21 protein-coding genes are annotated in these 22699 nt (G+C 45.6%); 1 reads left to right on the top strand and 20 read right to left on the bottom strand.

What is annotated here, in order from left to right; translation table 11 throughout:
- Positions 1-125: 125 nt before the first annotated feature.
- From HHK01_RS06525 to HHK01_RS06490, 8 genes are all read right to left on the bottom strand, one after another.
- The gene (locus HHK01_RS06525; RefSeq protein WP_228027684.1) at positions 126-1667 is read right to left on the bottom strand and encodes an AbgT family transporter; all 1542 of its coding nucleotides are present in this window, start codon (positions 1665-1667) and stop codon (positions 126-128) included.
- Between the two features lie 126 nt (positions 1668-1793).
- On the bottom strand, positions 1794-3059 hold the full coding sequence (locus tag HHK01_RS06520) for a M20 family metallo-hydrolase (protein ID WP_322619384.1): 1266 nt from the start codon (positions 3057-3059) through the stop codon (positions 1794-1796).
- A gap of 134 nt (positions 3060-3193) precedes the next feature.
- On the bottom strand, positions 3194-5224 hold the full coding sequence (gene recG / locus HHK01_RS06515; RefSeq protein WP_228027682.1) for an ATP-dependent DNA helicase RecG: 2031 nt from the start codon (positions 5222-5224) through the stop codon (positions 3194-3196).
- Positions 5211-6107 carry an L-serine ammonia-lyase, iron-sulfur-dependent, subunit alpha gene (sdaAA, locus tag HHK01_RS06510; protein WP_170007019.1) on the bottom strand — a complete coding sequence of 299 codons (897 nt, stop codon included), beginning with the start codon at positions 6105-6107 and terminating at the stop codon, positions 5211-5213. Before sdaAA ends, recG begins: the two co-directional genes overlap by 14 nt.
- A gap of 27 nt (positions 6108-6134) precedes the next feature.
- Entirely contained in the window at positions 6135-6797 is a 663-nt protein-coding gene (gene sdaAB / locus HHK01_RS06505; protein WP_170007018.1) for an L-serine ammonia-lyase, iron-sulfur-dependent subunit beta, read from the bottom strand.
- A 212-nt stretch (positions 6798-7009) separates the two neighbouring features.
- Positions 7010-8680, bottom strand: coding sequence for a DAK2 domain-containing protein (locus HHK01_RS06500; protein ID WP_170007017.1), 1671 nt, complete (start codon positions 8678-8680; stop codon positions 7010-7012).
- A 16-nt stretch (positions 8681-8696) separates the two neighbouring features.
- On the bottom strand, positions 8697-9059 hold the full coding sequence (locus HHK01_RS06495; RefSeq protein WP_170007016.1) for an Asp23/Gls24 family envelope stress response protein: 363 nt from the start codon (positions 9057-9059) through the stop codon (positions 8697-8699).
- 63 nt (positions 9060-9122) lie between these two features.
- Positions 9123-9467: a hypothetical protein gene (locus HHK01_RS06490; RefSeq protein ID WP_170007015.1), complete on the bottom strand. Its 345-nt coding sequence runs from the start codon at positions 9465-9467 to the stop codon at positions 9123-9125.
- Between the two features lie 129 nt (positions 9468-9596).
- Here HHK01_RS06490 and rpmB point away from each other — a divergent pair, with 129 nt between their 5' ends.
- Positions 9597-9785, top strand: coding sequence for a 50S ribosomal protein L28 (gene rpmB, locus HHK01_RS06485; protein ID WP_170007014.1), 189 nt, complete (start codon positions 9597-9599; stop codon positions 9783-9785).
- A gap of 200 nt (positions 9786-9985) precedes the next feature.
- Here rpmB and spoVM read toward each other — a convergent pair whose 3' ends face one another.
- The 12 genes from spoVM to gmk all read right to left on the bottom strand — a co-directional run bounded on the left by spoVM (position 9986) and on the right by gmk (position 22698).
- On the bottom strand, positions 9986-10066 hold the full coding sequence (gene spoVM, locus HHK01_RS06480) for a stage V sporulation protein SpoVM (RefSeq protein ID WP_170008690.1): 81 nt from the start codon (positions 10064-10066) through the stop codon (positions 9986-9988).
- Positions 10067-10100: 34 nt separating this feature from the next.
- Positions 10101-10763, bottom strand: a complete 663-nt coding sequence (locus tag HHK01_RS06475) for a thiamine diphosphokinase (RefSeq protein ID WP_170007013.1) — start codon at positions 10761-10763, stop codon at positions 10101-10103.
- Positions 10764-10808: 45 nt separating this feature from the next.
- Positions 10809-11465: a ribulose-phosphate 3-epimerase gene (gene rpe, locus HHK01_RS06470; protein ID WP_170007012.1), complete on the bottom strand. Its 657-nt coding sequence runs from the start codon at positions 11463-11465 to the stop codon at positions 10809-10811.
- Entirely contained in the window at positions 11462-12352 is an 891-nt protein-coding gene (rsgA, locus tag HHK01_RS06465; RefSeq protein ID WP_170007011.1) for a ribosome small subunit-dependent GTPase A, read from the bottom strand. The genes rpe and rsgA overlap by 4 nt, the downstream gene beginning before the upstream one ends.
- A 4-nt stretch (positions 12353-12356) precedes the next feature.
- Positions 12357-14333: a Stk1 family PASTA domain-containing Ser/Thr kinase gene (gene pknB / locus HHK01_RS06460; RefSeq protein ID WP_170007010.1), complete on the bottom strand. Its 1977-nt coding sequence runs from the start codon at positions 14331-14333 to the stop codon at positions 12357-12359.
- Positions 14330-15091, bottom strand: coding sequence for a Stp1/IreP family PP2C-type Ser/Thr phosphatase (locus HHK01_RS06455; protein ID WP_170007009.1), 762 nt, complete (start codon positions 15089-15091; stop codon positions 14330-14332). The genes pknB and HHK01_RS06455 overlap by 4 nt, the downstream gene beginning before the upstream one ends.
- 256 nt (positions 15092-15347) lie before the next feature.
- Positions 15348-16688 (bottom strand): 16S rRNA (cytosine(967)-C(5))-methyltransferase RsmB, encoded by a 1341-nt coding sequence (gene rsmB, locus HHK01_RS06450; protein ID WP_170007008.1) that lies wholly within the window; start codon positions 16686-16688, stop codon positions 15348-15350.
- Positions 16678-17631: a methionyl-tRNA formyltransferase gene (gene fmt, locus HHK01_RS06445; RefSeq protein WP_170007007.1), complete on the bottom strand. Its 954-nt coding sequence runs from the start codon at positions 17629-17631 to the stop codon at positions 16678-16680. Before fmt ends, rsmB begins: the two co-directional genes overlap by 11 nt.
- A gap of 477 nt (positions 17632-18108) precedes the next feature.
- The gene (priA, locus tag HHK01_RS06440; protein ID WP_170007006.1) at positions 18109-20502 is read right to left on the bottom strand and encodes a primosomal protein N'; all 2394 of its coding nucleotides are present in this window, start codon (positions 20500-20502) and stop codon (positions 18109-18111) included.
- Complete coding sequence (gene coaBC, locus HHK01_RS06435) at positions 20499-21719, bottom strand: bifunctional phosphopantothenoylcysteine decarboxylase/phosphopantothenate--cysteine ligase CoaBC (RefSeq protein WP_170008689.1); 1221 nt, start codon at positions 21717-21719, stop codon at positions 20499-20501. The genes priA and coaBC overlap by 4 nt, the downstream gene beginning before the upstream one ends.
- Before the next feature lie 170 nt (positions 21720-21889).
- Positions 21890-22084: a DNA-directed RNA polymerase subunit omega gene (gene rpoZ / locus HHK01_RS06430; RefSeq protein ID WP_170007005.1), complete on the bottom strand. Its 195-nt coding sequence runs from the start codon at positions 22082-22084 to the stop codon at positions 21890-21892.
- A complete protein-coding gene (gene gmk / locus HHK01_RS06425; protein ID WP_170007004.1) occupies positions 22078-22698 on the bottom strand; it encodes a guanylate kinase in 621 nt (206 codons plus the stop codon). The genes rpoZ and gmk overlap by 7 nt, the downstream gene beginning before the upstream one ends.
- Between the last annotated feature and the right edge of the window lies 1 nt (position 22699).

Raw genomic sequence — 22699 nt, 5'->3', positions numbered from 1 at the left:
TTCACTGCACCATAACTCATTTTTACAACCATTTTCAAGGGGCTAACCAAATTAGAGGTCAGCCCCTAGCTATGAACAAAGCCCTTATGCGTCGCAACTCATAAGGGCTTCGTTCATATGGTGATCTACAGCCTATATTCAACTCCTGGTCCAAGCGGAATTCCTAGTAATGCAAATGCAAGTAAAAGGAGAGTCCAGACAACAAGGAAGATGATGCTGTAAGGAAGCATCAATGAAATGAGTGAACCTAAGCCAGCTTTTTTATCGTATTCTTTCATGAATGCAAGCACAATAATGATATACGGATTGAGCGGAGTAATGATATTCACCGACGAATCCGCAATCCGATAGGCTGCTTGGATAAGAGCTGGATTGTAATCTAGTAGCATAAACATCGGAATAAAGATCGGTGCCTCAAGCGCCCATAGTGCGGAACCGCTAAATATGACGAGAGCCAATACTGACGTAAACAGCGTAAATCCAATTATAACCGGAACAGTACTCGTCAAATTCAACGATTCTAATATCCCTGCTCCACTCACGGCAACCCAAGTTCCCATGTTGCTCCAATTAAAATATGCTATAAATTGCGCGGCTGCAAAGATTAACACGATAAATCCGGACATATCTTTCATAGCTTGACCCATGTATTTTGAGACATCACTAGACTTTGTGATTTTCTTCACCGTAACCCCGTATGCCACACCGACTGTAATGAATAAAAACAAGATAATCGGGACAATTCCTTGTAAAAACGGTGAGGGGATGATTCCTCCCTCTTCATTTCGTAGCGGAGAATCCGGGATAAATAACACGAGAGCAAGAACAGCGATATAAATAAGTGCCGCAATCCCAGCATTTCTGAGACCTTTACTTTCTAATGGGCTGACTTCGTCTAATGTTTTGTCCACTTTCCCTTTATACTCCCCGAGTCTAGGTTCTATGATCTTTTCGGTAATAAGTGCCCCAGTAATCGCGAGAACAACAACCGATGCACTCATGAAATACCAGTTATCTACAGCTGTAACTATCACCGAAGAATCCACGCTTTTAGCCGCCTCGGTTGATATCCCAGACAACAACGCATCTGTTCCGGCAATAATAAAGTTCGCAGAAAATCCGGCACCAACTGCAGAGAACCCAGCCGCGAGCCCAGCTAACGGGTGACGACCAACAGTAGCAAACACCATGGCTGCTAACGGTGGAATAATTACAAACGCTGCATCAGACGCTAAGTTTCCTAAGATTCCGATAAAAATGACTACATAAGTAACGAGGGACCTTGGTGCGTTTAAAATAGATTTTTTAATAGCACTTTCGAGTAACCCTACCTTTTCTGCTAAACCGATTCCGAGCATCATGGCTAACACAACACCTAGTGGCGCAAAGCCTGTAAAATTCGAGAGCATGGATGTCAAAATGTACTGCAAGCCTTCTGTAGAAACTAGACTCCTAATCGGTAGTTCCTCACCTGTACCAGGATGTACAACAGTTGTTCCAAAACTGCTTATAAGCCAAGATAAAAGAATGGCAAGCACGGCTAAAATGACAAATAGCATAAATGGATCGGGCAGACGGTTACCCACTCGCTCAATCGTATTTAAAAAGCGCGTCAAGCCCTTGGACTGATTTGTATTTGTCTCATCAGCCTTTTGTAATTTGGCCAAGAGTGATCCCTCCCTTATTTTATTTTGGTATATTTCCCTATTCATTCCTAAATATATAATTCTATATTTACGTCACAATTCCTTCATAATTTCGACATATTTTTCAACTCACAAATTTACAAGGGATCATTCACTCGCTTCCTTTTTTAAATACGCAGTGATTATATTAACTCCCCGCTCCAAATCTTCCAAAGAAGCGTGTTCTTCTGGGTGATGGCTTAATCCATCGCGGCACGGAATAAAGATCAGTCCTGAAGGCCACTTTTTTGCCATATTCATCACATCATGTCCTGCCCCACTCTCCATCACAAAGCTTTTGTAACCTACTTCTTCTCCTAGACGCTTCAGCTTTAACGCAAGCGCTTGATCCAATGAGACGGAAGCGTTGTGAACGAGAGTATTGACATTTATTTTGACATCATATTGATTTTCAAGGTTTTCACACTGATCACGTATTAAACTTTCCATCTTTTTCTTTAGCTCATCGTCGACACTACGGATATCAATACCTACTTTTACAAACCCTGGTATGACATTCATCACATTCGGTTTTACTGTTAGCGTGCTCACGGTGGCTACAATTGGATAAGAGCTTTCATTTGACAGCTGTTCTGCTTTTTCAGAAACAAATGAAACTAGTGGGGAAATGGCAACGAGAGCATCTTGACGTTTCCCCATTGGCGTTGTTCCCGTATGGCCCATTTTCCCCTCGACCTGTACTTGTAAGCGAATGGGGCAAGCAATGGCTGTTGCCACACCAAACTGGGCATTGGCATCTTCAACGCGGACCCCTTGCTCGATATGGAGTTCTACGAAGCTTTTAATCTCATCTTTATTTCTTTCCGAGTGTGTGATGTTACTCCAGCTTAGCCCTCTTTCTTCAACTGCTTCCCTAACTGATATACCATCCTGATCTCGCACATCGGCAAGTGCATCCGTTTCAAGAATACCCGACATCGCTTTACTACCGATCGTGGAAACGCCAAAGCGCGCCGATTCCTCTGATGCAAAGCAAATTACTTCAAGTGGGAAGGCGGGTTCAAATCCTTCGTCCTTTAATTGTTTAATAGCTCCTAAGCCGCACAACACGCCCGCTACACCGTCATACCCGCCTCCGTTTGTAACGGTGTCGACATGAGATCCGACTGTAACAGCAGGCAAAGTATGGTTTACATCCGATTCCACATCCCAGCGTGCAATCCTGTTTCCGGCCTCATCCTGTCTTACCTGCAAACCTAGTTGTTCCGCCACAGAGCAAAACACATCGATCGACTGCCATTCTTCTTCAGAATAGCTTAGACGGGTAAAGCCGTTCGGTTGCTCCATTGTATCTACTAAGTTTAACTTTTTTATGTGGTCATCCAACCACCTTCGCATCTTTGAATCGATCAATTAAACTTCTCCCCCCTTACCGGAAACATTCCATAAAAATACCGTAATATATGTATTAGACATCCACCTTTTAATTCCTTCTAATTCTATACGAAAAAAGGGGATAACTCAAAAATATGAGTTATCCCCTTAGCTTAATCAAAAAACACTTCCTCCGGTAACGTCTTTCGCAAGCTTTCAAAAGCATCATCTGTCCAAAAGCGTTCTTCTTGTACGATGGCTTGCGCGTCTTTTCTTGCCGCTTCTAGTATTCGATAATCATGGACTGGATCTCCTACTTGAAAAGAAGGCACACCACTTTGTTTCTTCCCGAAAAAGTCTCCAGGTCCTCGTAATTCTAAGTCTCGCTCGCTCAACTCGAAGCCGTTTGTCGTTTCCGTCATAATGCGCATGCGCTCTTGTCCAATTTCTGTTTTCGGTTCAGCAATGAGTACACAATACGACTGGTCACTCCCTCTCCCAACTCGTCCACGGAGCTGATGAAGCTGAGATAACCCAAACCGTTCAGCGTCATAAATGAGCATAAATGTCGCATTCGGTACGTTCACCCCGACTTCTACTACCGTTGTCGACACGAGCACACCGATTTCTCCATCGGCAAAGGCACGCATTGTTTCGTCTTTCTCATCGCCGTGAAGTCTCCCGTGCATAAGTCCAACCTTTGCTTCTTTCCTAAGAGCCTCAGCTAGCAATCCATGGAGCTCAACAGCGTTTTGTACGTCAAGCGTTTCCGACTCTTCAATGAGCGGACAAATGACGTACGCTTGTCTTCCTTTTCGTAGCTCCTGCTTCATATGCTCCAAGACTTGATCCCACTCGTCTTTTTTTGCCCATAGCGTGTCGATCGGCTTTCGTCCTTTCGGTAACTCATCGATGATCGACGTGTCCATTTCGCCAAACGCAGTAATTGCTAACGTTCTTGGAATTGGTGTAGCCGTCATAAATAGGACGTCGGGAGTGTAGCCCTTTTCACGAAGAACACGCCGTTGGTTCACCCCAAAGCGGTGCTGCTCATCTGTGATGACGAGCCCTAAGTTTGCAAAGGAAACGTCCTCTTGAATAAGGGCATGGGTGCCGATGATCATGTCGGTCTCCCCATTTTGCAACCGTTCGAGAATCGTTCGGCGCCTGACTCCCTTCACTCTGCTCGTTAACAAGGCTACTTCCATACCGTAAGAGGCAAACCAGTCTTGTAGCGTATCCGCGTGCTGCTCAGACAAAATTTCCGTTGGAGCGAGTAAAGCGGTTTGGACACCACTCGTACACGCAGAGTACATCGCAATGGCCGCAACTAACGTTTTTCCAGATCCTACGTCCCCTTGTAGTAAGCGATTCATCCGATATGGAGCTTCCATGTCGTGAAGGATTTCGCGCACTACTCGCTTTTGAGCGGTCGTTAACGTGAACGGAAGGGAGTCTACGAAGGAGCGTAGTTTTTGTTTGTCGTACGGTTTGGCGACGCCTTCAGCTGCTTCGCGATGAAGTTTGCGTAAAGCTTGCATTTTCAATTGAAACAAGAAAAATTCTTCGTACACAAAACGGCGGCGCGCTTGTTTTAATTCACTTTCATTGGCGGGTTGGTGTAAATAATTGAGTGCCTTTGCACGTGGGAGCAGCCCGTACTTTTTCAACGCGGCTGCTGGCAAAATTTCCTCCACTTGCTCACCATACGTTTCGAGTGCATTCGCTATGTATTTGCGCATATCATGAAGCTTAATTCCTTTTGTCACATGATACACGGGTTCAAACGTTTCTGGCGAGTCGTTCTGTTCAAAACGTATGTAGGAAGCTGTAATTGATTGTCGGTATCGATCCCATTTTCCAGACACCATGATCGTTTGGTTAGGCTCGATTTTTTTCTTTAGAAATGGTTGGTTAAATAGATGGACTTTGACTAGAACACGCCCTACGAGTAAGTGTAAAGTCAGTTTAGATTTTTTTGCACGATAATACTGCAGGGCAGGCTCGCTGTGAACGACACCCTCAACGGTTACGCGCGCTTCGTGAGCTGCTTCTTCCAATGGCGTAATGGTATGGTCTTCGTAACGAAACGGAAACGTAAAGAGCAGATCACGAACGGTCGCAATCCCTAACTCCATTAGGTTTGCTTCCATTTTTGGACCTACTCCCTTTACGTACCGAACAGGTAGGTTATTTAGAGTCACCTTTTCCGAGCGGAACCCCAAAGATCTTCGCCTCTAACGCGCGACCTGTTGGTGTTGCCGCCAACCCTCCTTGTGCAGTTTCTTTAAACGCAGTTGGCATTCGCTGTCCTATTTCGAACATCGCAGCGATTACTTCGTCACACGGAATTCGACTCGTCACACCAGCGAGTGCCATATCAGCAGCCACCATGGCGTTAGCCGCTCCCATTGCGTTTCGCTTCACACACGGTACTTCTACGAGGCCAGCAACAGGATCACAAACGAGTCCTAGCATGTTTTTGAGCGTAATCGCCATCGCATCAGCACTTTGTTCAGGTGTTCCGCCAGCCATTTCAACGATCGCAGCAGAAGCCATTCCTGAAGCAGACCCGACTTCAGCTTGGCAACCACCGGCAGCTCCGCTAATAGACGCGTTGTTTGCCACAACAAAACCGAACGCCCCTGAAGTAAGGAGAAAGCGTACCATTTGTTCGCGTGTTGGATGGAGTTGTTCTTTCACAGCAAACAAAGTCCCCGGTACGACGCCAGCACTTCCTGCAGTTGGTGTCGCGCAAATCGTTCCCATCGCCGCGTTCACTTCGTTCGTTGCCACTGCTTTTGAAACCGCATCTAACAGCAAATTTCCTGATAACGGCTTCTTGTTTTTCATATAGTTTTGAATGAGTACCGCATCGCCACCAGTTAATCCTGAGTGCGACGTCACCCCATTTAACCCTCGTTCGACAGCTTTCTCCATGACTGCTAAATTTTTGCCCATTCGCTCGAGAATGTCTTCTTTCGAGCGTTTTGTCACCTGTGATTCTTGCTCAAGCATCACTTCACTAATCGGCATGTTGTGCGTTTTTGTGTAATGGATAAGTTCAGCTACATTTTTAAAAAGCATCTTGAGAACCGCCTCCTCTAAAATCTATTAATCTACGACTCTCGTCACTTGCAAAATATTGGGTTGTTTTAGAATTTCTGCAATCACGTCATCACCAATTGCTTCATCGACTTCGATCGTCATAAGTGCCTTTTTACCGAGCTCTTTACGGGAAACTTCCATTCTTCCGATATTCAATTCATACTGGGCAAGCACTTTGGAAACGTTTGCAATACAACCGAATCGATCGTTGTTCATGACTACGATCGCTGGATAGTTCCCGGAGAGGCGCAAAGGAAAGCCGTTTAACTCGATAATTTCTATCATCCCACCGCCGATTGAAATCGCGACTACTTCTAATTCTTCATCGTCATCCCCAATAATTATGCGAGCAGTATTCGGATGATCAAGGACAGCCTCTTCTACGTGGAACTCTACTTGAAGACCTGCCTCTTTTGCGTGTACGTGGGCTTCAATAATTCGAGAATCGTCTGTGTTATAGTTCAGCAATCCACCGATGATGGCCACGTCTGTTCCGTGTCCCTTGTACGTTTGGGCAAACGATCCGTATAAATGAACAGAAGCCCATTTCGGTTGACGTCTAAACAAATTTCTCGCCACTAACCCCATTCGTGCAGCGCCTGCTGTGTGCGAACTTGATGGACCGACCATCACGGGCCCGATAATATCAAACACACTCTTATATTTCATGACGCTTCCTCCCCTAACCTTCATACTCATTTGTGATCATCATAACATATTTACAGCCCGAATACGTTGGAAGAATTCGGGCTGTACATGTTCAGTATTTTGTTTTGTCTAGCTACAGTCGCTAGGGGACCGCACGTCGTTTTAGCCCCTCCGAGAAAGTTTGAAGAACGACTTTCCCTCCGGTTCCTCTGAACAAGCGCCTTCCGCTTTTCTTATTCTACAGAGAAGATAAACGGGTAAAGTGGTTGTCCGCCTTTATGCACTTCCACCTCTACGTCTTCGTACGTTTCTTCTAAATAAGCAATGAGCTGACCAACCACATCGTCTGCCGCTTCTTCACCAACGAGCACCGTCACAATCTCAGCGTCATCGTCTAGAAGGCGAGCGAGCAAACCTTTTGACGCAGAGAGCAGATCTTGTTCTTTCAGGACGATGCTACCTTCAGCAAGACCCATGTAGTCTCCTTCAGCAATCTCAATCCCATCGATCGTCGTGTTGCGAACTGCATACGTAACTTGCCCCGACTTCACTTGTTGCATCGCCTCGAGAAGCTCTTCTTCATTCGCTTTTGCATCGAGGATCGGATTAAAGGCGAGCAGTGCACTTAACCCTTGTGGTACCGTTTTTGTAGGGATAACAAACGCTTCTGTTTCCACAAGTTCAGCAGCTTGCTGTGCCGCAAGAACGATATTCTTATTATTTGGCAAAATAAAGACCGTTTCAGCATTCACTTCTTCAATCGCCTTCGTGATATCCTTTGTACTCGGATTCATCGTCTGGCCACCTTCAATGACAGCATGGGCGCCAATGCTACGGAACAGCTCGGCGATGCCATTTCCCATTGCCACTGTCACGATACCGTACTTCTGTTTTTCCTTTTGTTTTGGAGATTTTGCTGGAGCAACTGAAGTACCGCCCGTAATCTCAGCGTGCTGCTTGCGCATGTTTTCAATCTTTATGTTGATCAAACTTCCGTACCGTTGTCCATAAGAAAGAACTTCACCTGGATGCTCAGCATGGATATGTACTTTCACTAGTTCTTCATCACTAATCACAAGCAGTGAATCGCCAAAACGACTAATTTCTTGGCGATAAACCTCCTCGTCAAATGTTTTCTTCTCTTCTTCTAGTACAACCATAAACTCAGTACAGTAGCCAAATTCAATATCTTCAGTTGATATATGACCTTGTGCGTGTTTGTGGTGCTCGAGTTCTACAAGATCGTTCATAGACGGCTGCTCTACTCTGCCGCTAGAAGGTAGCTCTTCACCTTTTAACTGGGAAAGAAACCCTTCGTATACGTGAACTAAGCCTTGGCCTCCACTGTCTACTACACCGACTTCTTTTAGTACCGGAAGCAGATCAGGTGTGCGCTGCAATGAAGCTTCTGCCTCTTGCAAAACTCCCTCCATAAATGGAACGAATTCTTGCTCGCGCTCTGCAATTTGAACAGCTTTGATCGCTGCATCTTTTGCAACTGTCAAAATTGTTCCTTCCACGGGTTTCATCACTGCCTTGTATGCCGTTTCGACACCTTTGTTCAATGCATCAGCAAATTCCTTCGTAGTAAGTGTGGGCTTTTGCTCGATGTGCTTGGAAAAGCCACGGAACAATTGTGAAAGAATAACGCCAGAGTTTCCGCGCGCACCCATCAACAAACCTTTTGCCAGGCTTGTACCTACCGTTCCTACATGATCAATTGAAAGATGCTTGACTTCTTTCGCTCCCGAAGTCATCGATAAATTCATATTCGTTCCCGTGTCACCGTCTGGAACCGGGAACACGTTTAACGCATCTACTTTACTAGCATGTTTCGCGAGTTGTTCTGACCCGTATATGAGCATATCGCGAAACTGACTACCATTTATTTTTGTACAAGACACAAACTTTCCTCCTCAGTTACGGGCTTGCGACGAAGACCCCTTGAACGTAGATATTGACAGAACGGGCAGCAATACCCACTGTCTTCTCTAGCGTATATCGCACTTTTGACTGCACGTTATGAGCCACCTCTGAAATTTTAGTCCCATAGCTAACGATAATGTACATATCAATGTGCATGTCGTCATCCTGTTGTCTTACGATGACACCACGCGTGAAGTTCTCTTTTCGCAAAATGTCCGTTAGACCGTCGCGAATTTGGTGTTTACTTGCCATTCCAACAATACCGTAGCAGTCTACGGCAGCTCCCCCAGCAACTGCGGCTATCACTTCATTGGAAATGTCAATCTGACCGAATTTCGTCTGCAATTCAATCGACACAGTGAACCCCCCCTATCGTTTCTTCATGGCTAAGCTTTATTTTACTATAAGGAGAAGCAACGTTCAAAGGATATTAGCAAAGGGCAAATGGGTTCCTGACCTTTGAACGCGGATATCTGCCTCTGATCGCGGATATATTCCTCTGATCGCGGATATCTGCTTCTGATCGCGGATATATTCCCCTGATCGCGGATATATTCCTCTGACCGCGGATATATTCCTCTGATCGCGGATATATCCTCCTAACCGCGGATATCTGCTTCTGATCGCGGATATATTCCTCTGATCGCGGATATATTCCTCTGATCGCGGATATCTGCCTCTGATCGCGGATATATTCCTCTGATCGCGGATTTCTGACACCTTTTCGCCGATTTCTGAACAACCGGATCTTCCAAAGCAACTCACGGGCTTGCCTCACAGCTAATATATATTGAAATGCCCCCTCACTTATGGTACATTTAGCAAGTCTCTGTTTAAGATAATGAAAAAACGAAGGCAAGATAAGTGTATGGATTGGACTTGGAGGTGTAATACATGCCGAAACAATGTGCAGTCACTGGGAAGAAAGCATCTTTTGGAAACTCTCGCTCTCATGCGATGAACTCTGGTCGTCGTAAATGGGGCGCTAACCTTCAAAAGGTTCGCATCCTTGTTGATGGTAAACCAAAAAAAGTATACGTTTCTGCTCGTGCCTTGAAATCAGGTAAAGTAGAACGCGTGTAATTAGAAAAGCGGAGGCGGCTTGCTTTAGGATATCCCGCTCATCTCGACACCGTTGTAAAAGTCGTTCTTCAGACTTTTACGGAGGGGGCGAAATGACGCGCGGTGCCCTAGCCGCCGGAGCTGGACAACGACAAAGCTACACAAAAAAGTCGCCGACTACTGGCGACTTTTTTTCTTTACCTGTTCATCTAGGCGTACACCTATTGTTTTTTAAATGATCCTAGCATCACTTTGACAAGTCCACCTAGAAACTTCGGCAGTTTGATCGTGTAAAACTTCACGGCAGAGTCCCTCCTCATCCGTTCATACGGACGTCTATTTCGGGGCGCTTCCATCACGGCTTTGTACCAGTAACAGAACCCCTTCTTTAAACGAAAATGATCCATGTTGCTTTATAAGTTCGTTACTAATACATAGTGTGGAACCGAAAGAAATATGACAATCATTTAATTCGTACTTCATTCCGTGTAAAGTAAGTCCAGACACGTCCCCATTTAGAGGCAAAAAAGAAACGTACGGTTTTTCTTCGTCTCTCTCCACATTGTATGTACCTTTTGTGTAAATGCTCTGTTTGTTATTGACGTCTTTTATGATGGTTGGCGCCGAAAGAAGCCCTTGTTGTTTTTGTCTGGCCAAATAAAATAAGGTGGCGTATTGATGGTCATAGCGTCCGCCTGTCGCCCCGTACAAGACAATTTCTGTCACGTCTTCTCGGGACGTTAACCAGCGCACCGCTAGCTCTAAGTCTGTCTCATCTTTTTCTCGGTGTGCTATTTCAAGTTGCTGTAACGTTTCTAGATGAGCGAGTTTTGCTGGGGAGTCTCCTGAGTCAAAGTCGCCTATCGCTGCTATCAAAGGAAGTCCTTCTTTCACAATCGAAAACGCTCCCCGATCCACCCCTACCCATCTCACCTCCTCCTGTTCATCATGTAGCAACGAAACATCTAGCTCTCCCGCTAGTACTAAGCAATAGCGCATCGTCTCACGTCTCCTTTACTGAAAAGAAAGGAGCTAGGCGAATGCCTAACCCCTTGCTCGCAATTGTTTAATCGTCTCCGCACGATCTGTCGCTTTCATAATTGCTGAACCACTAACAAGTACGGTAGCTCCTGCTGCTGCACACGCTCCTGCTGTTTCCTCGTTTACGCCGCCATCCACTTCAATTTCGTAGGAGAATCCTTTCCCCTCTTTCAGCCTACTTAGCTCCCTAATCTTTTCTAGAGCCAATGGTAGGAACTGCTGACCACCGAAACCAGGGTTAACGGACATAACGAGAACTAAATCTACCATATCTAACACCGGTTCGATCACACTAACGGGAGTCGCTGGATTTAGCACGACGCCTGCTTTCACCTCAAGTTGGTGTATGTGCTGAATCGTTCTATGCAAATGAGGGCAAACCTCCGCGTGAACGCTGATCAAATCAGCTCCTGCTTTGGCGTAAGTCTCTAAGTAATCATCTGGATTGTTGATCATGAGGTGCACGTCAAGCGGTAATGCTGTCAAGGGCCGAATCGCCTCAATCACCGGTGGGCCGAATGACAAATTGGGTACAAAATGGCCGTCCATCACGTCAACATGAATCCAGTCAGCTCCTGCCTTTTCTAAAGAAGTGACCTCACGAGCGAGGTTGCCAAAATCGGCTGATAGAATCGATGGGGCAATAAGAACGTTCTTCATGATGATGGATACCTCGGCTTTCTGTCCACGATTTCTTGATAAAATTCTTTATAGTGTTCGTATCGATAGGCAGGAATTTCACCATTTTCTACCGCAGCTTTCACGGCGCACTTTGGTTCATTTTGATGCGAACAGCCTCGGAATTTGCACTGCGAGGCTCTTTCCACAAATTCAGGGAAACAATGTGGAAGTGTCTCTTTTTCAATTTCTTGAAAGTCTAGCGAACTAAAGCCAGGCGTATCCGCAATGAGCCCATCTCCAATTTCTAAAAGTTCCACGTGACGCGTCGTATGCTTACCTCGTCCTAGTGCTGCGGAAATGTCGTCCGTTTTCAACTCTAAATTCGGTTGCAAAGCGTTTAATAAAGAAGATTTACCAACACCAGATTGGCCTGCGACGACACTCGTCTTTCCTTTCACATATGGCAAAAGCTCCTCTAATCCTTCATCGATCTCGGAGGAAGTTTGCACACAGGTATATCCAATCTTTTGATAGTCCTCAATGTATTTCTGAATTTCTTCCTGATTTTCTTCGCTGATCAAATCCATTTTCGTAAAGCAAATAATCGGAAGAATGAACTTTGATTCAATGACGACAAGGAATCTGTCCAATAACTTCGTATGAAAATCGGGTTCCTTAACAGAACTGACAAGAATCGCTTGATCTACATTAGCTATCGGAGGGCGCGCGAGTTCGTTTTCTCTTTCTGCCACAGAGGTGATGACACCCTCTGTCTGGTTGTCCGCTTCAAACTCTACATTGTCACCGACAAGCGGAGTAATGTTTTGCTTCCGAAATAAACCGCGCCCTCGACATTGAAACGTTCCTTCATCCGATTTCACATAATAAAAACCGCTCATCGCCTTTCGAATGGTCCCTCTTGGCATAGCCTCACTCCTCGCTCGCTTGTTCTTCGTAAGGAATAACATCGTCAATAATTACCTTGCTATCACGAACGACTTTAATTCCTGCACGTGTCCCTTCTGCAATTGTAAATTCGTACGTTCTTTCCACTGTTTCTTCCAAAGTAAACGTTTCAAATGGTTCTGTCATACTATTGTTCAAGTCATCAATGTATACTTGTACTTCTTGAACAGCGCCTTCTTCTGCCGGTAAGTACTCAATGGTGAATGTTCTTGACACCTTTTGTGGAGGTGCTTCTTCCTTCCCTTTACTGACCGTAACGGATACGGTGTCTCCATCAACTAACCTAGACCCTGGCTCTGGATCCTGGGAGATCACAAGGCCTGCTTCAATAAACTCATGGTACTCTTCACCAGTTACTTCTATTTTGAGGCCAGTACTCTCCTCATATTCTGCCAATTGCGCTCCTGTATACTCGGTTAGATCCTGTAATTCAATTTGTTCTTGACCTTTGCTGACCGTGAGGACAAGTTCAGTTTCCTCTACCACAACTTCGCTCCCTGCCTCCACGCTTTGGTCAAGCACTGTACCCACATCCTCTTCACTAAAGATTTCTTCCTTCACAATGTTTTGGAACGGGATATCCTCGAGGAGACGAATGACTTGGTCGTATGAGCGGTTCGTGTAGTCGCCTACTTCCACCATCTCTTTTCCAGAGCTTTCCACGAGTACAATTTCAGAGCCTTCTTCTTCACGTGAACCTGCATTTGGATTTGTTTCAATCACGAGTCCCGCTTCCACTGTATCACTCGTTTCTATTTCTGTTTCATCCACTACAACAAAGCCCGCCTCTTCTAATAGATCGATTGCGTCATCCACTTTTTCACCAGATACATCTGGCACTTGTATCATCGTCGGCCCAAACAAAGCCTGAGAAAAGGCATACGCAAACAAACCTCCTATCAAAAGCAGTACGATTAAAACAGCCACGATCCATGGCCACTTTTTTCTCTTCTTTTGAACTGCTTCAGGTTCGGGTTGCACAAGAGCACGTTCTTTTGTTTTTGTATTGACAATCGTATCTTCAGTCGTCCCATCAAGTTTCGAATCATCCGAAATAATTGGAATGGCCTTCGTGGCATCCTCGTCTTTAGGAGTCGCGAACGGTCGTACGTGTTCGTTTTCTGGGAGCAACGCCGTTTGCAAAGCTGCTTCCATACTTTCTGCTGTCTCAAATCGATAAAAAGGATCTTTTGCTGTCGCTTGTAGCACGACGTTCTCAACCGCCTGAGGAAGGTCTGGTGCCCAACGTTTTAAGGAAGGTGTTTCGCTTTGCAAATGCTTTAAGGCAATGGACACTGCAGACTCCCCGTAAAACGGCAAACGTCCAGTGAGCAATTCGAACATAACGATGCCGAGAGAGTACAGATCCGATTTCTTTGTCGCCATTCCACCACGCGCTTGCTCTGGTGACAAATAGTGAACAGAGCCTAATACAGAATTGGTTTGCGTAATGGAAGTGGCACTTAACGCCATCGCGATACCAAAGTCGGTAATTTTCACCGTACCTCGTTCGTTTATAAGAATGTTTTGTGGCTTAATGTCTCTATGGATGATCCCGTTTTGATGGGCATGGGCAATCGCGTCTGTTAATTGTTCCATGATGCGCATACTTCTCTCTAACGGAACAGGGTGTTGTTTTTGTATGTATTGTTTTAATGTCATGCCTTCGACGTATTCCATTACAATGTAGTACAAGTCATCTTCTTCGCCGACGTCATAAATACTGACGATGTTCGGATGAGCTAGGCTTGTCGCTGATTGCGCTTCTCTTCTAAAGCGACGGATAAATTCATCGTCCTCCGAAAAATCCATACGCAACACTTTTACAGCAACATCACGATCCAAAATTATATCGTGGGCTAAATAAACGTTGGCCATCCCGCCGCCGCCAACCATCTCTTTTACTTTGTATCGACCACTAATGCGCTTACCTATGATCATATCGGGTCGACCTCAATTTCTTCGTCAGATTCCATACGAGCAAGAATGAGGGTAATGTTGTCTTCTCCTCCACGTTTGTTCGCAAGGGAAATCAGCTGTGATGAAATGGTCTCAAGTTCTTCTATACTCGTCATACTCTGCTCTAGCTCTTCGTCATGCACTTTGTTAGTCAACCCATCTGAGCAAATTAAAAGCATATCGTCAGTCTCGAGTAAAAGCGTTCTTTGGTCAATTTTTACGTCTTCCTCTGTTCCGAGCGATCGCAGGATAACATTTTTGCGCGGATGGTGTTCAGCTACCTCTTTTGAAATTTCACCTCTGCGCATCAATTCGCCAACTAAAGAATGATCGTCTGTCATTTGCTGAAAACCGTCCTCGTTTCGGACGTACAATCTACTATCGCCAATGTGAGTGATGACGGCATGTCTATTCGTTACGACAACAGCAATAAGCGTTGTCCCCATTCCTTGACACTCTTCATGTTCACTTGCGTAGCGAAATAGATGTTCATTGACTTCCTTTACTTGGGCAACAAGCCATTCTTCTATTTCACTTACCTTAGTGGGAATGGTTGCAGCGAGAAATTTTTCAGCCATCTGCTCTGTTGCCATTCGACTTGCTACGTCCCCCGCTTGATGGCCGCCCATTCCGTCGGCAACGACAAGAAGACAGTGTCCTTGTTCGTGTAGGAAAACACCGCCATAATCTTCATTGAGTGAACGAACCTTACCCCGATCGCTTTGAAAAATTGCTTTCAAAAAGTGTCACCTCATTTTCTCACGTTAAGAGAGTATAAATTGGCAGCGGAGAAAATGATTCGGCGCAGTTGCCAATTTTAGGAATTAAGTATAAGTGCAACTACACCTCTGTCTTCGCCTTTCAGGATCGACAATCGGCGCGTTTTCTTTATAGCTAGTCATAAAATTGTTCGGCACGGAAACCCTTTTCTCCTTGTTTTTTGTAACTAATTCTTTAACTTTTTGTCATAATTTGACGGTTTCTTAGCTAATTCCGTCATTTTTTCTTTAAGCACGCAATGAAAAACCCATCTGTTTCTGCGTAGTGTGGCAAGATCGTGATGGTGCCATTACGTACGTAAGTTTGTAGTTTAGCGGGCAGTCTTTCTTGCCATGAGATATCGATACTAAGCTCGGGATGGTCTAGTAAAAGTTGTTCCACCACTTGCTCGTTCTCTTTAGGCATCATTGTACAAGTACTGTAGACGAGCGTACCACCTGATTTTATATACGGCAAGACGCTTTCGACAATTTTTCGTTGTAATTGAGAGATGCTTTCGACATCTTGTGAAGTCTTCGTGTACTTCACCTCAGGTTTTCTTCTAATGACCCCAAATCCTGAGCACGGGGCGTCAACGAGAACACGATCGAAGCTTCCTTCAACAACGCCATCAAGATTTGTCGCATCGGCGGTCTTTACCTCAATGGAGCTCAGTTGCAATCTACTAGTAAGGGATTCAATGAGCTGCTTCTTATGCGGATGTACATCGAGAGCAACGATTTCACCCGTATCACCCATTCTTTCTGCGATATGGGTCGTCTTTCCCCCTGGTGCAGCACAAGCATCTAAAATTCGCTCGTTCGGTTGCGGATCAAGGGCTCGGGCTACTAGCATGGACGCTTCGTCTTGAATCGTAAACAACCCACGTTCATATTGCGGGGCAAACGCAAGATTCCCCTTCGTATTGACGATCGCCTCATCAAGTAGCTCGCTCTCGTTAACAGCATAGCCACTTTCCTCAAGTTCCTTAATAAGAGAGTCGCGTGTTGTTTGTAGCAGGTTTACCCGAGCGGTTTGCTCCGGTGGTTCATTGTTTGCATAACAAAGTCTTTCTACATCCTCTAATCCATATGCCTCTATCCACGCCTCCACGAGCCATGTTTCGTGACTTGTTTCGATTGCTAGTCGCTCTGCGTCTGATACTCCTTCGACTGCCCGTATTCCTTGACGAGACACGTTGCGCAATACGGCATTAACGAGACCAGCTACTTTTGGATGTGTCCGCTTTTTCGCGATTTGTACAGCTTCGTGGATGGCTGCCCGGTCTGGAACTCGATCTAAAAACAACATTTGATACACCGTCATTCGTAGTAACCATCTGATCCAAAGCTTAATCCGTTGTTTTTTGACAAAGGGTTCCAGCTGGTAGTCTATGTATCGCTTATGTGAAAGAGTTCCGTAGACGAGCTCCGTAAAAAGGGGCCGATCCTTTTCTTCGACCTCGTTCGCGACGTGTTGAACAGCGAGGTTAGAGAACTGTTCTCCCCGTTCAACTTGCTCTAATACAGAGAGAGCTTGTTTGCGAACTGAGGGTGTGTACGTTTTTTCAGTCGACATCTGGCAATACATCTCCTACTTGTAAAGTACTTCCCGCGCCTTGAAGGAAGTTCGCAATCTCCATCGGCTTTTTCCCTGCCGGCTGTACGGTGAGCAGAGAAACGGCCTCTCCCGCTCCCGTTTGTACGATCAACTCTGTGCTCGATTTTCCAACAACGGTCCCAGGCGCAGCTTCCGGATTAGGTGAAGGCACCGGGCGCACTTCCCACAGCTTGAATCTCTCTCCACGATGCATCGTATAGGCAACTGGCCAAGGTTGTAGACCACGAACATGGTTCCATACCTCTTCGCTTGAACGAGTCCATACAATGCGCTCGTCTTCTTTTTTGATGTTCGGAGCAAAGGTCGCTTCCTCTTCGTTCTGAGGGGTAGCCGTTATGTCACCGGCAAGCAGTTTAGGGAGTGTCTCCACGAGTAATTGTGCTCCTTTGTCTGCGAGCTTTTCATGCATCGTCCCAACATTGTCTTCGTCTGTAATTGGCACACGTACTTTGGAAATCATATCTCCTGCGTCCAGCTTTTCTACCATGTACATAATCGTCACGCCGGCTTCTTTTTTGCCTTGTAGGATCGCATGATGGATCGGCGCTCCACCACGTAGCTCTGGCAGTAACGATGCATGCACATTAATACAGCCGTGCTTCGGTGCATCTAACAAACGTTTCGGAAGCAACTGCCCGAACGCCGCTGTCACAATCAAGTCTGGCTCTAATGCCAAAATTTCATCGAGAAGTGGATCCTTCGCAATCTTTTCAGGCTGGAAAACAGGTATATGGTGCTGTAAAGCTTCTTTTTTTACTGGTGGTGGCGTTAACGTTCTTTTCCGACCAACAGGACGATCGGGCTGCGTCACGACCGCCTGTATGTTATAACCTGCTTCGAGAAGAGCTTGTAAGCTTTTCACGGCAAAGTCTGGCGTTCCCATAAATACAATATTCGTCACAATGCTCTTCCTTTCTATTCGGGGCTCACACGATGTGAGTCCGTAGCGCCATTAACATGTGTTCCTTATTCTTGGCTCTTTTCTAAAGACTGTTTTCTAAAAGACTGTTGCTTTTTTAATGAAGTCTCATTGCACAATAGCAAGATGATGCGACGTACTGCTATGTTGATTTCCGCTGCAGGCGGACGCTTTCCGCTCCAATCAACGAATAGATAGCGATTTACAAAATTCCCTTATTAAGTGCTGAGTTCAGTACAAACAAGGAAAAGCATGTGCACTTTTGAAATGCACTCAGTATCTACTTCGTGCGATGTAAGCTCACAAACTAGCGTAGTGTATTCCCGGAGCGGTATTCAAGCACTATGAATTTGCATTACGTCACATCATGGGATAACTGTTTAGTAAAAACAACATAGTTTACGAAGACAGCCTTACTCTATAAGGATTGACTGACTTCCCGAAGAATAAAACCCTTCTTCACATGAACATCTGCGGATGAACGTCAATGGTAATCGAAATCTGCTTCGATTTTGAAGCAAAATGGAGCAAACCTTTTTTCAAGACGGCATGCAGCCCTTTTTCTCGTTTATATTTTATCAAACACTGATACCGGTACCTATTTTTCAAGCGTGCAATCGGCGGTACAGTCGGGCCGAGCACAACAGCCTCCTCCGAAAGCGATTTACGCAAATAGCTCGCAAACTTGTGCATCACGTCGAAGCCTGCATCTGGTGTATCGCTAGTGACCCCAATCAACACTAGGTTTTGGTAAGGAGAATAGCTGTTTTCTCTTCGATACTGCATTTCAGTTTGGAAAAACGTTGGATAATGTTGCGTCTTACTAAGCTGGATGCTGTAGTGATCTGGAGTGTACGTTTGCACAATCACTTCACCAGTTTTCTCGTGTCTACCCGCTCTTCCGCTAACTTGCGTTAACAATTGAAAGGTTCGCTCGCTCGCCCGAAAATCCGGAATGTGCAGCATCGTATCTGCTGTCAATACCCCTACAAGCGTAATGTCGGGAAAATCCAGTCCTTTAGCGATCATTTGTGTACCTAATAGGATATCCGCTTTTTTAGCGCCAAAAGCGTCCAACAATTTTTCATGTGAACCTTTTCGACTCGTTGTGTCCACATCCATCCGAATGACGCGCGCATGTGGAAGAAGCTTCGTCAGCTCTTCTTCCACCCGTTGCGTACCCGTTCCGAAGTACCGAATTGATTCGCTCAAGCATTCCGGGCAAACTGCTGGAACGGGGGCAGTACGCGTACAGTAGTGACACTTCATTTCATTTGAGGCACGATGATACGTCATCGACACGTCACACTCATCGCATTGCAATACGAATCCACAGTCACGGCACATTAAAAACGAGGAATATCCGCGCTTATTCAGAAACAATACGATTTGCTCTTTTTTGTCCAAACGATCTTCCATCGCCTCTAGTAGTTGTCTGGAAAACATCGAACGGTTTCCTTCTCTGAGCTCACTACGCATGTCGACAACGGCTACTGCGGGCATCTCTCGTTCGTTCATTCGGCCGGGCATTTCTAGTAACGTATAAACACCCTTGACCGCGCGCGCATAACTTTCGAGCGACGGCGTGGCACTACCGAGTACAACAGGGCATCCGTGGTACTTCGCTCGCCATTTGGCTACTTCGCGGGCATGATACCGCGGGGAGTCTTCTTGTTTGTAAGTGGCCTCGTGCTCTTCATCAATTATGATGACGCCTAGCTTCCCGAACGGGGCAAAGATCGCTGAACGCGCTCCAACAACGACATCGACTTCTCCTTCCGCGATCTTCCGCCATTCATCGTACTTTTCTCCCTTGCTAAGACCACTATGGAGAACCGCAACCCGATCACCAAATCGCCCTTTAAAGCGATGCACCATTTGTGGTGTGAGCGAGATTTCCGGAACGAGCACGATCGCTTCCTTTCCATTTTGTAGGCAGAAGTCAATCGTTTGTAAATACACTTCGGTTTTTCCGCTGCCTGTTACGCCGTGAAGCAAAAAAGTATCCGGTTTGCCGTGCTGACACGACTCGACTATCGTATCCATCGCCACTTGCTGCGGTGGCGTTAAGGAGAGAGCTGTTGTCCGTGCGAATTCTCTATCTTTGTAAGGATCACGGGCAACGGAACGCATCTCAAACTCTACCAATCCATTTTTCTCTAACGTGCGTACAACCACTGACGTAGTGTTCGTTGCCACGTACACATCCTTAACTGCCACGCTTCCCTTTGACAAAAGGAATGCGCATACCTCCCGTTGCTTCGTAGCTTGTGGATTGAGGAGTTTCTCAAACGACCGGCCTTCAGTTGTAAGGGCCACCCACCGTTCTTGCTTAACAGTTTTTCGATCTTTAACGACAGAACGAACAGAAAGGTGTCCTTTTCTAATCTCCGCCAGAGCACCTTTTCCGAATCCCTTTTGCTCAAGCTCTTTATACGGAATTTCCTCTCGCTCTTCAAACAAAGGTTGCAAAGCTAAAGGAAGCTCCTTAAGTGGAGACTTCCTCACGAGTAATTTTTCATAATCTGCTTTCAACGCCGCAGGTAACATCACCTGATGGGCATCCATTAAGAATGAAACCGTCTCCTCGGAAAGCCACTGCGCACATTGCAGCAGTTCTTCAGACAATACAGGCGCCAAATCCATAAAGGACTGGATCGGTTTTAATTTCTCCACAGGTACTTCGGTTTTTTCAAGGACTTCCACAACAAACCCTTGCACAGCCCGATTACCAAACGGGACCGTCACCCGCATCCCCGGTTGACAAATCTCTTCATGCACTTTTGAAACGAGGTAATCGTACAACTTATCCGTCGATAGCGTTTTAACATCTACAATGACGCGGGCAATCACGGCTGGATCCTCTTTCCTTGTAGAGAAAGCACCTGGTCCAAAATAGCTCGTGCTACATCAAGCTTATTTCCAAAAGGTACCTCTGTCTTTCCACCAGTGACGTCGTATATCGTTACCGCGCTCGTTTCATGGCCGAATCCTACCCCGTCTTTAGATACATCATTCGCTACGATCATATCGGCACGCTTCTTTTGTAATTTTTTTGTTGCGTAATGCTCAATATCGTTCGTCTCGGCTGCAAACCCAACCAACACCTGATCATCGCGCTTATGCCCGCCTAATGTACTCAAAATGTCAGGCGTTTTGCGCAAACGTAAGACGAGTTCATCATGATTCGTCTTCTTCATTTTTTGCTCATGCTGTTCCACCGGTGTGAAGTCTGACACGGCCGCACATTTAATCATCACATCCGCTTCTTTCGCTACTTGTAAGCAAGCGTTTAACATATCTTCTGTGCTTGTCACATGTACGACATTTACTCCTGTAGGCACGTCTAAAGAAACAGGACCTGAAATGAGGGTCACTTTGGCACCTAGTTCCCTGGCGACTCGAGCGAGAGCATAGCCCATTTTTCCTGACGAATCATTGGTAATATAGCGTACCGGATCTATACGCTCTTGCGTCGGTCCTGCTGTGATGACAACGTGCTGACCTGTAAAGGGAAGTTCACGTTCGCGACAGAATGCCTTCTCTACAATTTCAAGAATGTCTTCAGGCTCTGCTAATCTTCCTTTTCCGACCCAACCACACGCCAATTGCCCTTCTCCTGGTTGAATAAAGTGGACGCCCATTTGCTCGAGACGACTCAAGTTATCGATAACGGCTGGGTGTTCTATCATATTGACGTTCATAGCAGGAGCAATGTAAACAGGCGCTTTTGTCGCGAGCAAAGTCGTCGTCACCATGTCCGAAGCAAAACCGTGTGCTAATTTGGCAATGGTGTTAGCCGTTGCAGGAGCCACCAAAACTAAATCTGCCCAGTCCGCTAAGTCAATGTGTGCGATTCGCTCCGGATCTTTCTCGTCAAACGTATCTGTGTAGACCGGTTGACGTGAAAGCGATTGGAATGTCAGTGGTGTCACAAATTGTGTCGCAGCTTCGGTCATAATCACACGTACGATCGCACCTCTTTGTGTTAGCTTACTCGTCAGTGCTGCTGCCTTAAATGCTGCAATCCCGCCTGTTACGCATAAGACGATATGTTTCCCGTTCATGATGTTCCCCCTCTTTGGTTTCAATAGTTTACTGGTTTTTGAGGATTGATCTGAAGCTTGTCCATTTTGCTCGTTGAAGGGATAAATTAGGAGTCATTCTTTGTGGATTTACCTACTAAATACAAAGGGAACAGTTCCGCACACATACGGAACTGTTCATCTCTAGCGCTCAGTTACTTCTCCATCGTCAACTTCCCAGAGTCAATTTCTTCTAAGGCCATGCCGACAAACTTTTCAGAGATGTAGTCATCATTTAATAACTTTTGGTCTTCGTACTGTAGTTGGCGGGCACGCTTGGCTGCGACCGTAACTAGCGAATACTTTGAGTTGATTTTTTGCATAAGCGAATCAATAGGAGGAGCTAACATTTGTTCACCTCTAGTCTTTTTTTATAAAGCTTTTCGACACGTTCTCGTCTACAATGTTCAGCGACGACGATAGACTCTACTGTTTCGCACGCTTTCTCAATGTCGTCATTTACAACAACGTAATCGTATAAATGCATCATGTCGAGCTCTTCTTTTGCTGCATTCATGCGGTTTTGAATCGAACTTTCTGTCTCTGTTCCTCTTGTCACAATGCGGGATTGTAGCTCTTGTAAATTAGGCGGAACAAGAAAGATAAATAATCCGTCTGGAAACTTTTTGCGAACTTGCTTAGCGCCTTGTACTTCAATTTCTAGAAATACGTCTTTGCCTTCATCGAGCGTCTTTTGCACATAATCAACCGGTGTACCGTAGTAATTGTCAACGTACTGCGCATACTCAAGTAGCTCATCGTTTTGAATCATTTCATCAAAGCGCTCTCTCGTAGAAAAAAAGTAATCGACACCATCTCGTTCGCCTTCTCGCATCGCTCGAGTGGTGACAGAAATCGAGTATTCAAAGTTTGTATCTTCTTTTGAAAAAATGGCTTTGCGTACAGTGCCTTTTCCAACACCAGACGGCCCTGACAAGACAATGAGCAATCCTTTTTCTTTCATG

Source organism: Bacillus fonticola (assembly GCF_012955605.1).
Lineage (GTDB): Bacteria > Bacillota > Bacilli > Bacillales > JC228 > Bacillus_CG > Bacillus_CG fonticola.
Note: the sequence above shows the minus strand (reverse complement) of the source record. Positions and strands in the feature narration are given on the sequence as shown.

What these genes read in the sequence shown, in the direction of transcription:
- sdaAA (WP_170007019.1), bottom strand. Translation starts at nt 6,107, where the DNA reads ATGCTTTTTAAAAATGTAGCTGAACTTATCCATTACACAAAAACGCAC.
- gmk (WP_170007004.1), bottom strand. Translation starts at nt 22,698, where the DNA reads ATGAAAGAAAAAGGATTGCTCATTGTCTTGTCAGGGCCGTCTGGTGTT.
- rpe (WP_170007012.1), bottom strand. Translation starts at nt 11,465, where the DNA reads ATGAAGAACGTTCTTATTGCCCCATCGATTCTATCAGCCGATTTTGGC.
- rpmB (WP_170007014.1), top strand. Translation starts at nt 9,597, where the DNA reads ATGCCGAAACAATGTGCAGTCACTGGGAAGAAAGCATCTTTTGGAAAC.
- rpoZ (WP_170007005.1), bottom strand. Translation starts at nt 22,084, where the DNA reads ATGTTAGCTCCTCCTATTGATTCGCTTATGCAAAAAATCAACTCAAAG.
- sdaAB (WP_170007018.1), bottom strand. Translation starts at nt 6,797, where the DNA reads ATGAAATATAAGAGTGTGTTTGATATTATCGGGCCCGTGATGGTCGGT.
- rsmB (WP_170007008.1), bottom strand. Translation starts at nt 16,688, where the DNA reads ATGTCGACTGAAAAAACGTACACACCCTCAGTTCGCAAACAAGCTCTC.
- pknB (WP_170007010.1), bottom strand. Translation starts at nt 14,333, where the DNA reads ATGATCATAGGTAAGCGCATTAGTGGTCGATACAAAGTAAAAGAGATG.
- rsgA (WP_170007011.1), bottom strand. Translation starts at nt 12,352, where the DNA reads ATGCCAAGAGGGACCATTCGAAAGGCGATGAGCGGTTTTTATTATGTG.
- HHK01_RS06475 (WP_170007013.1), bottom strand. Translation starts at nt 10,763, where the DNA reads ATGCGCTATTGCTTAGTACTAGCGGGAGAGCTAGATGTTTCGTTGCTA.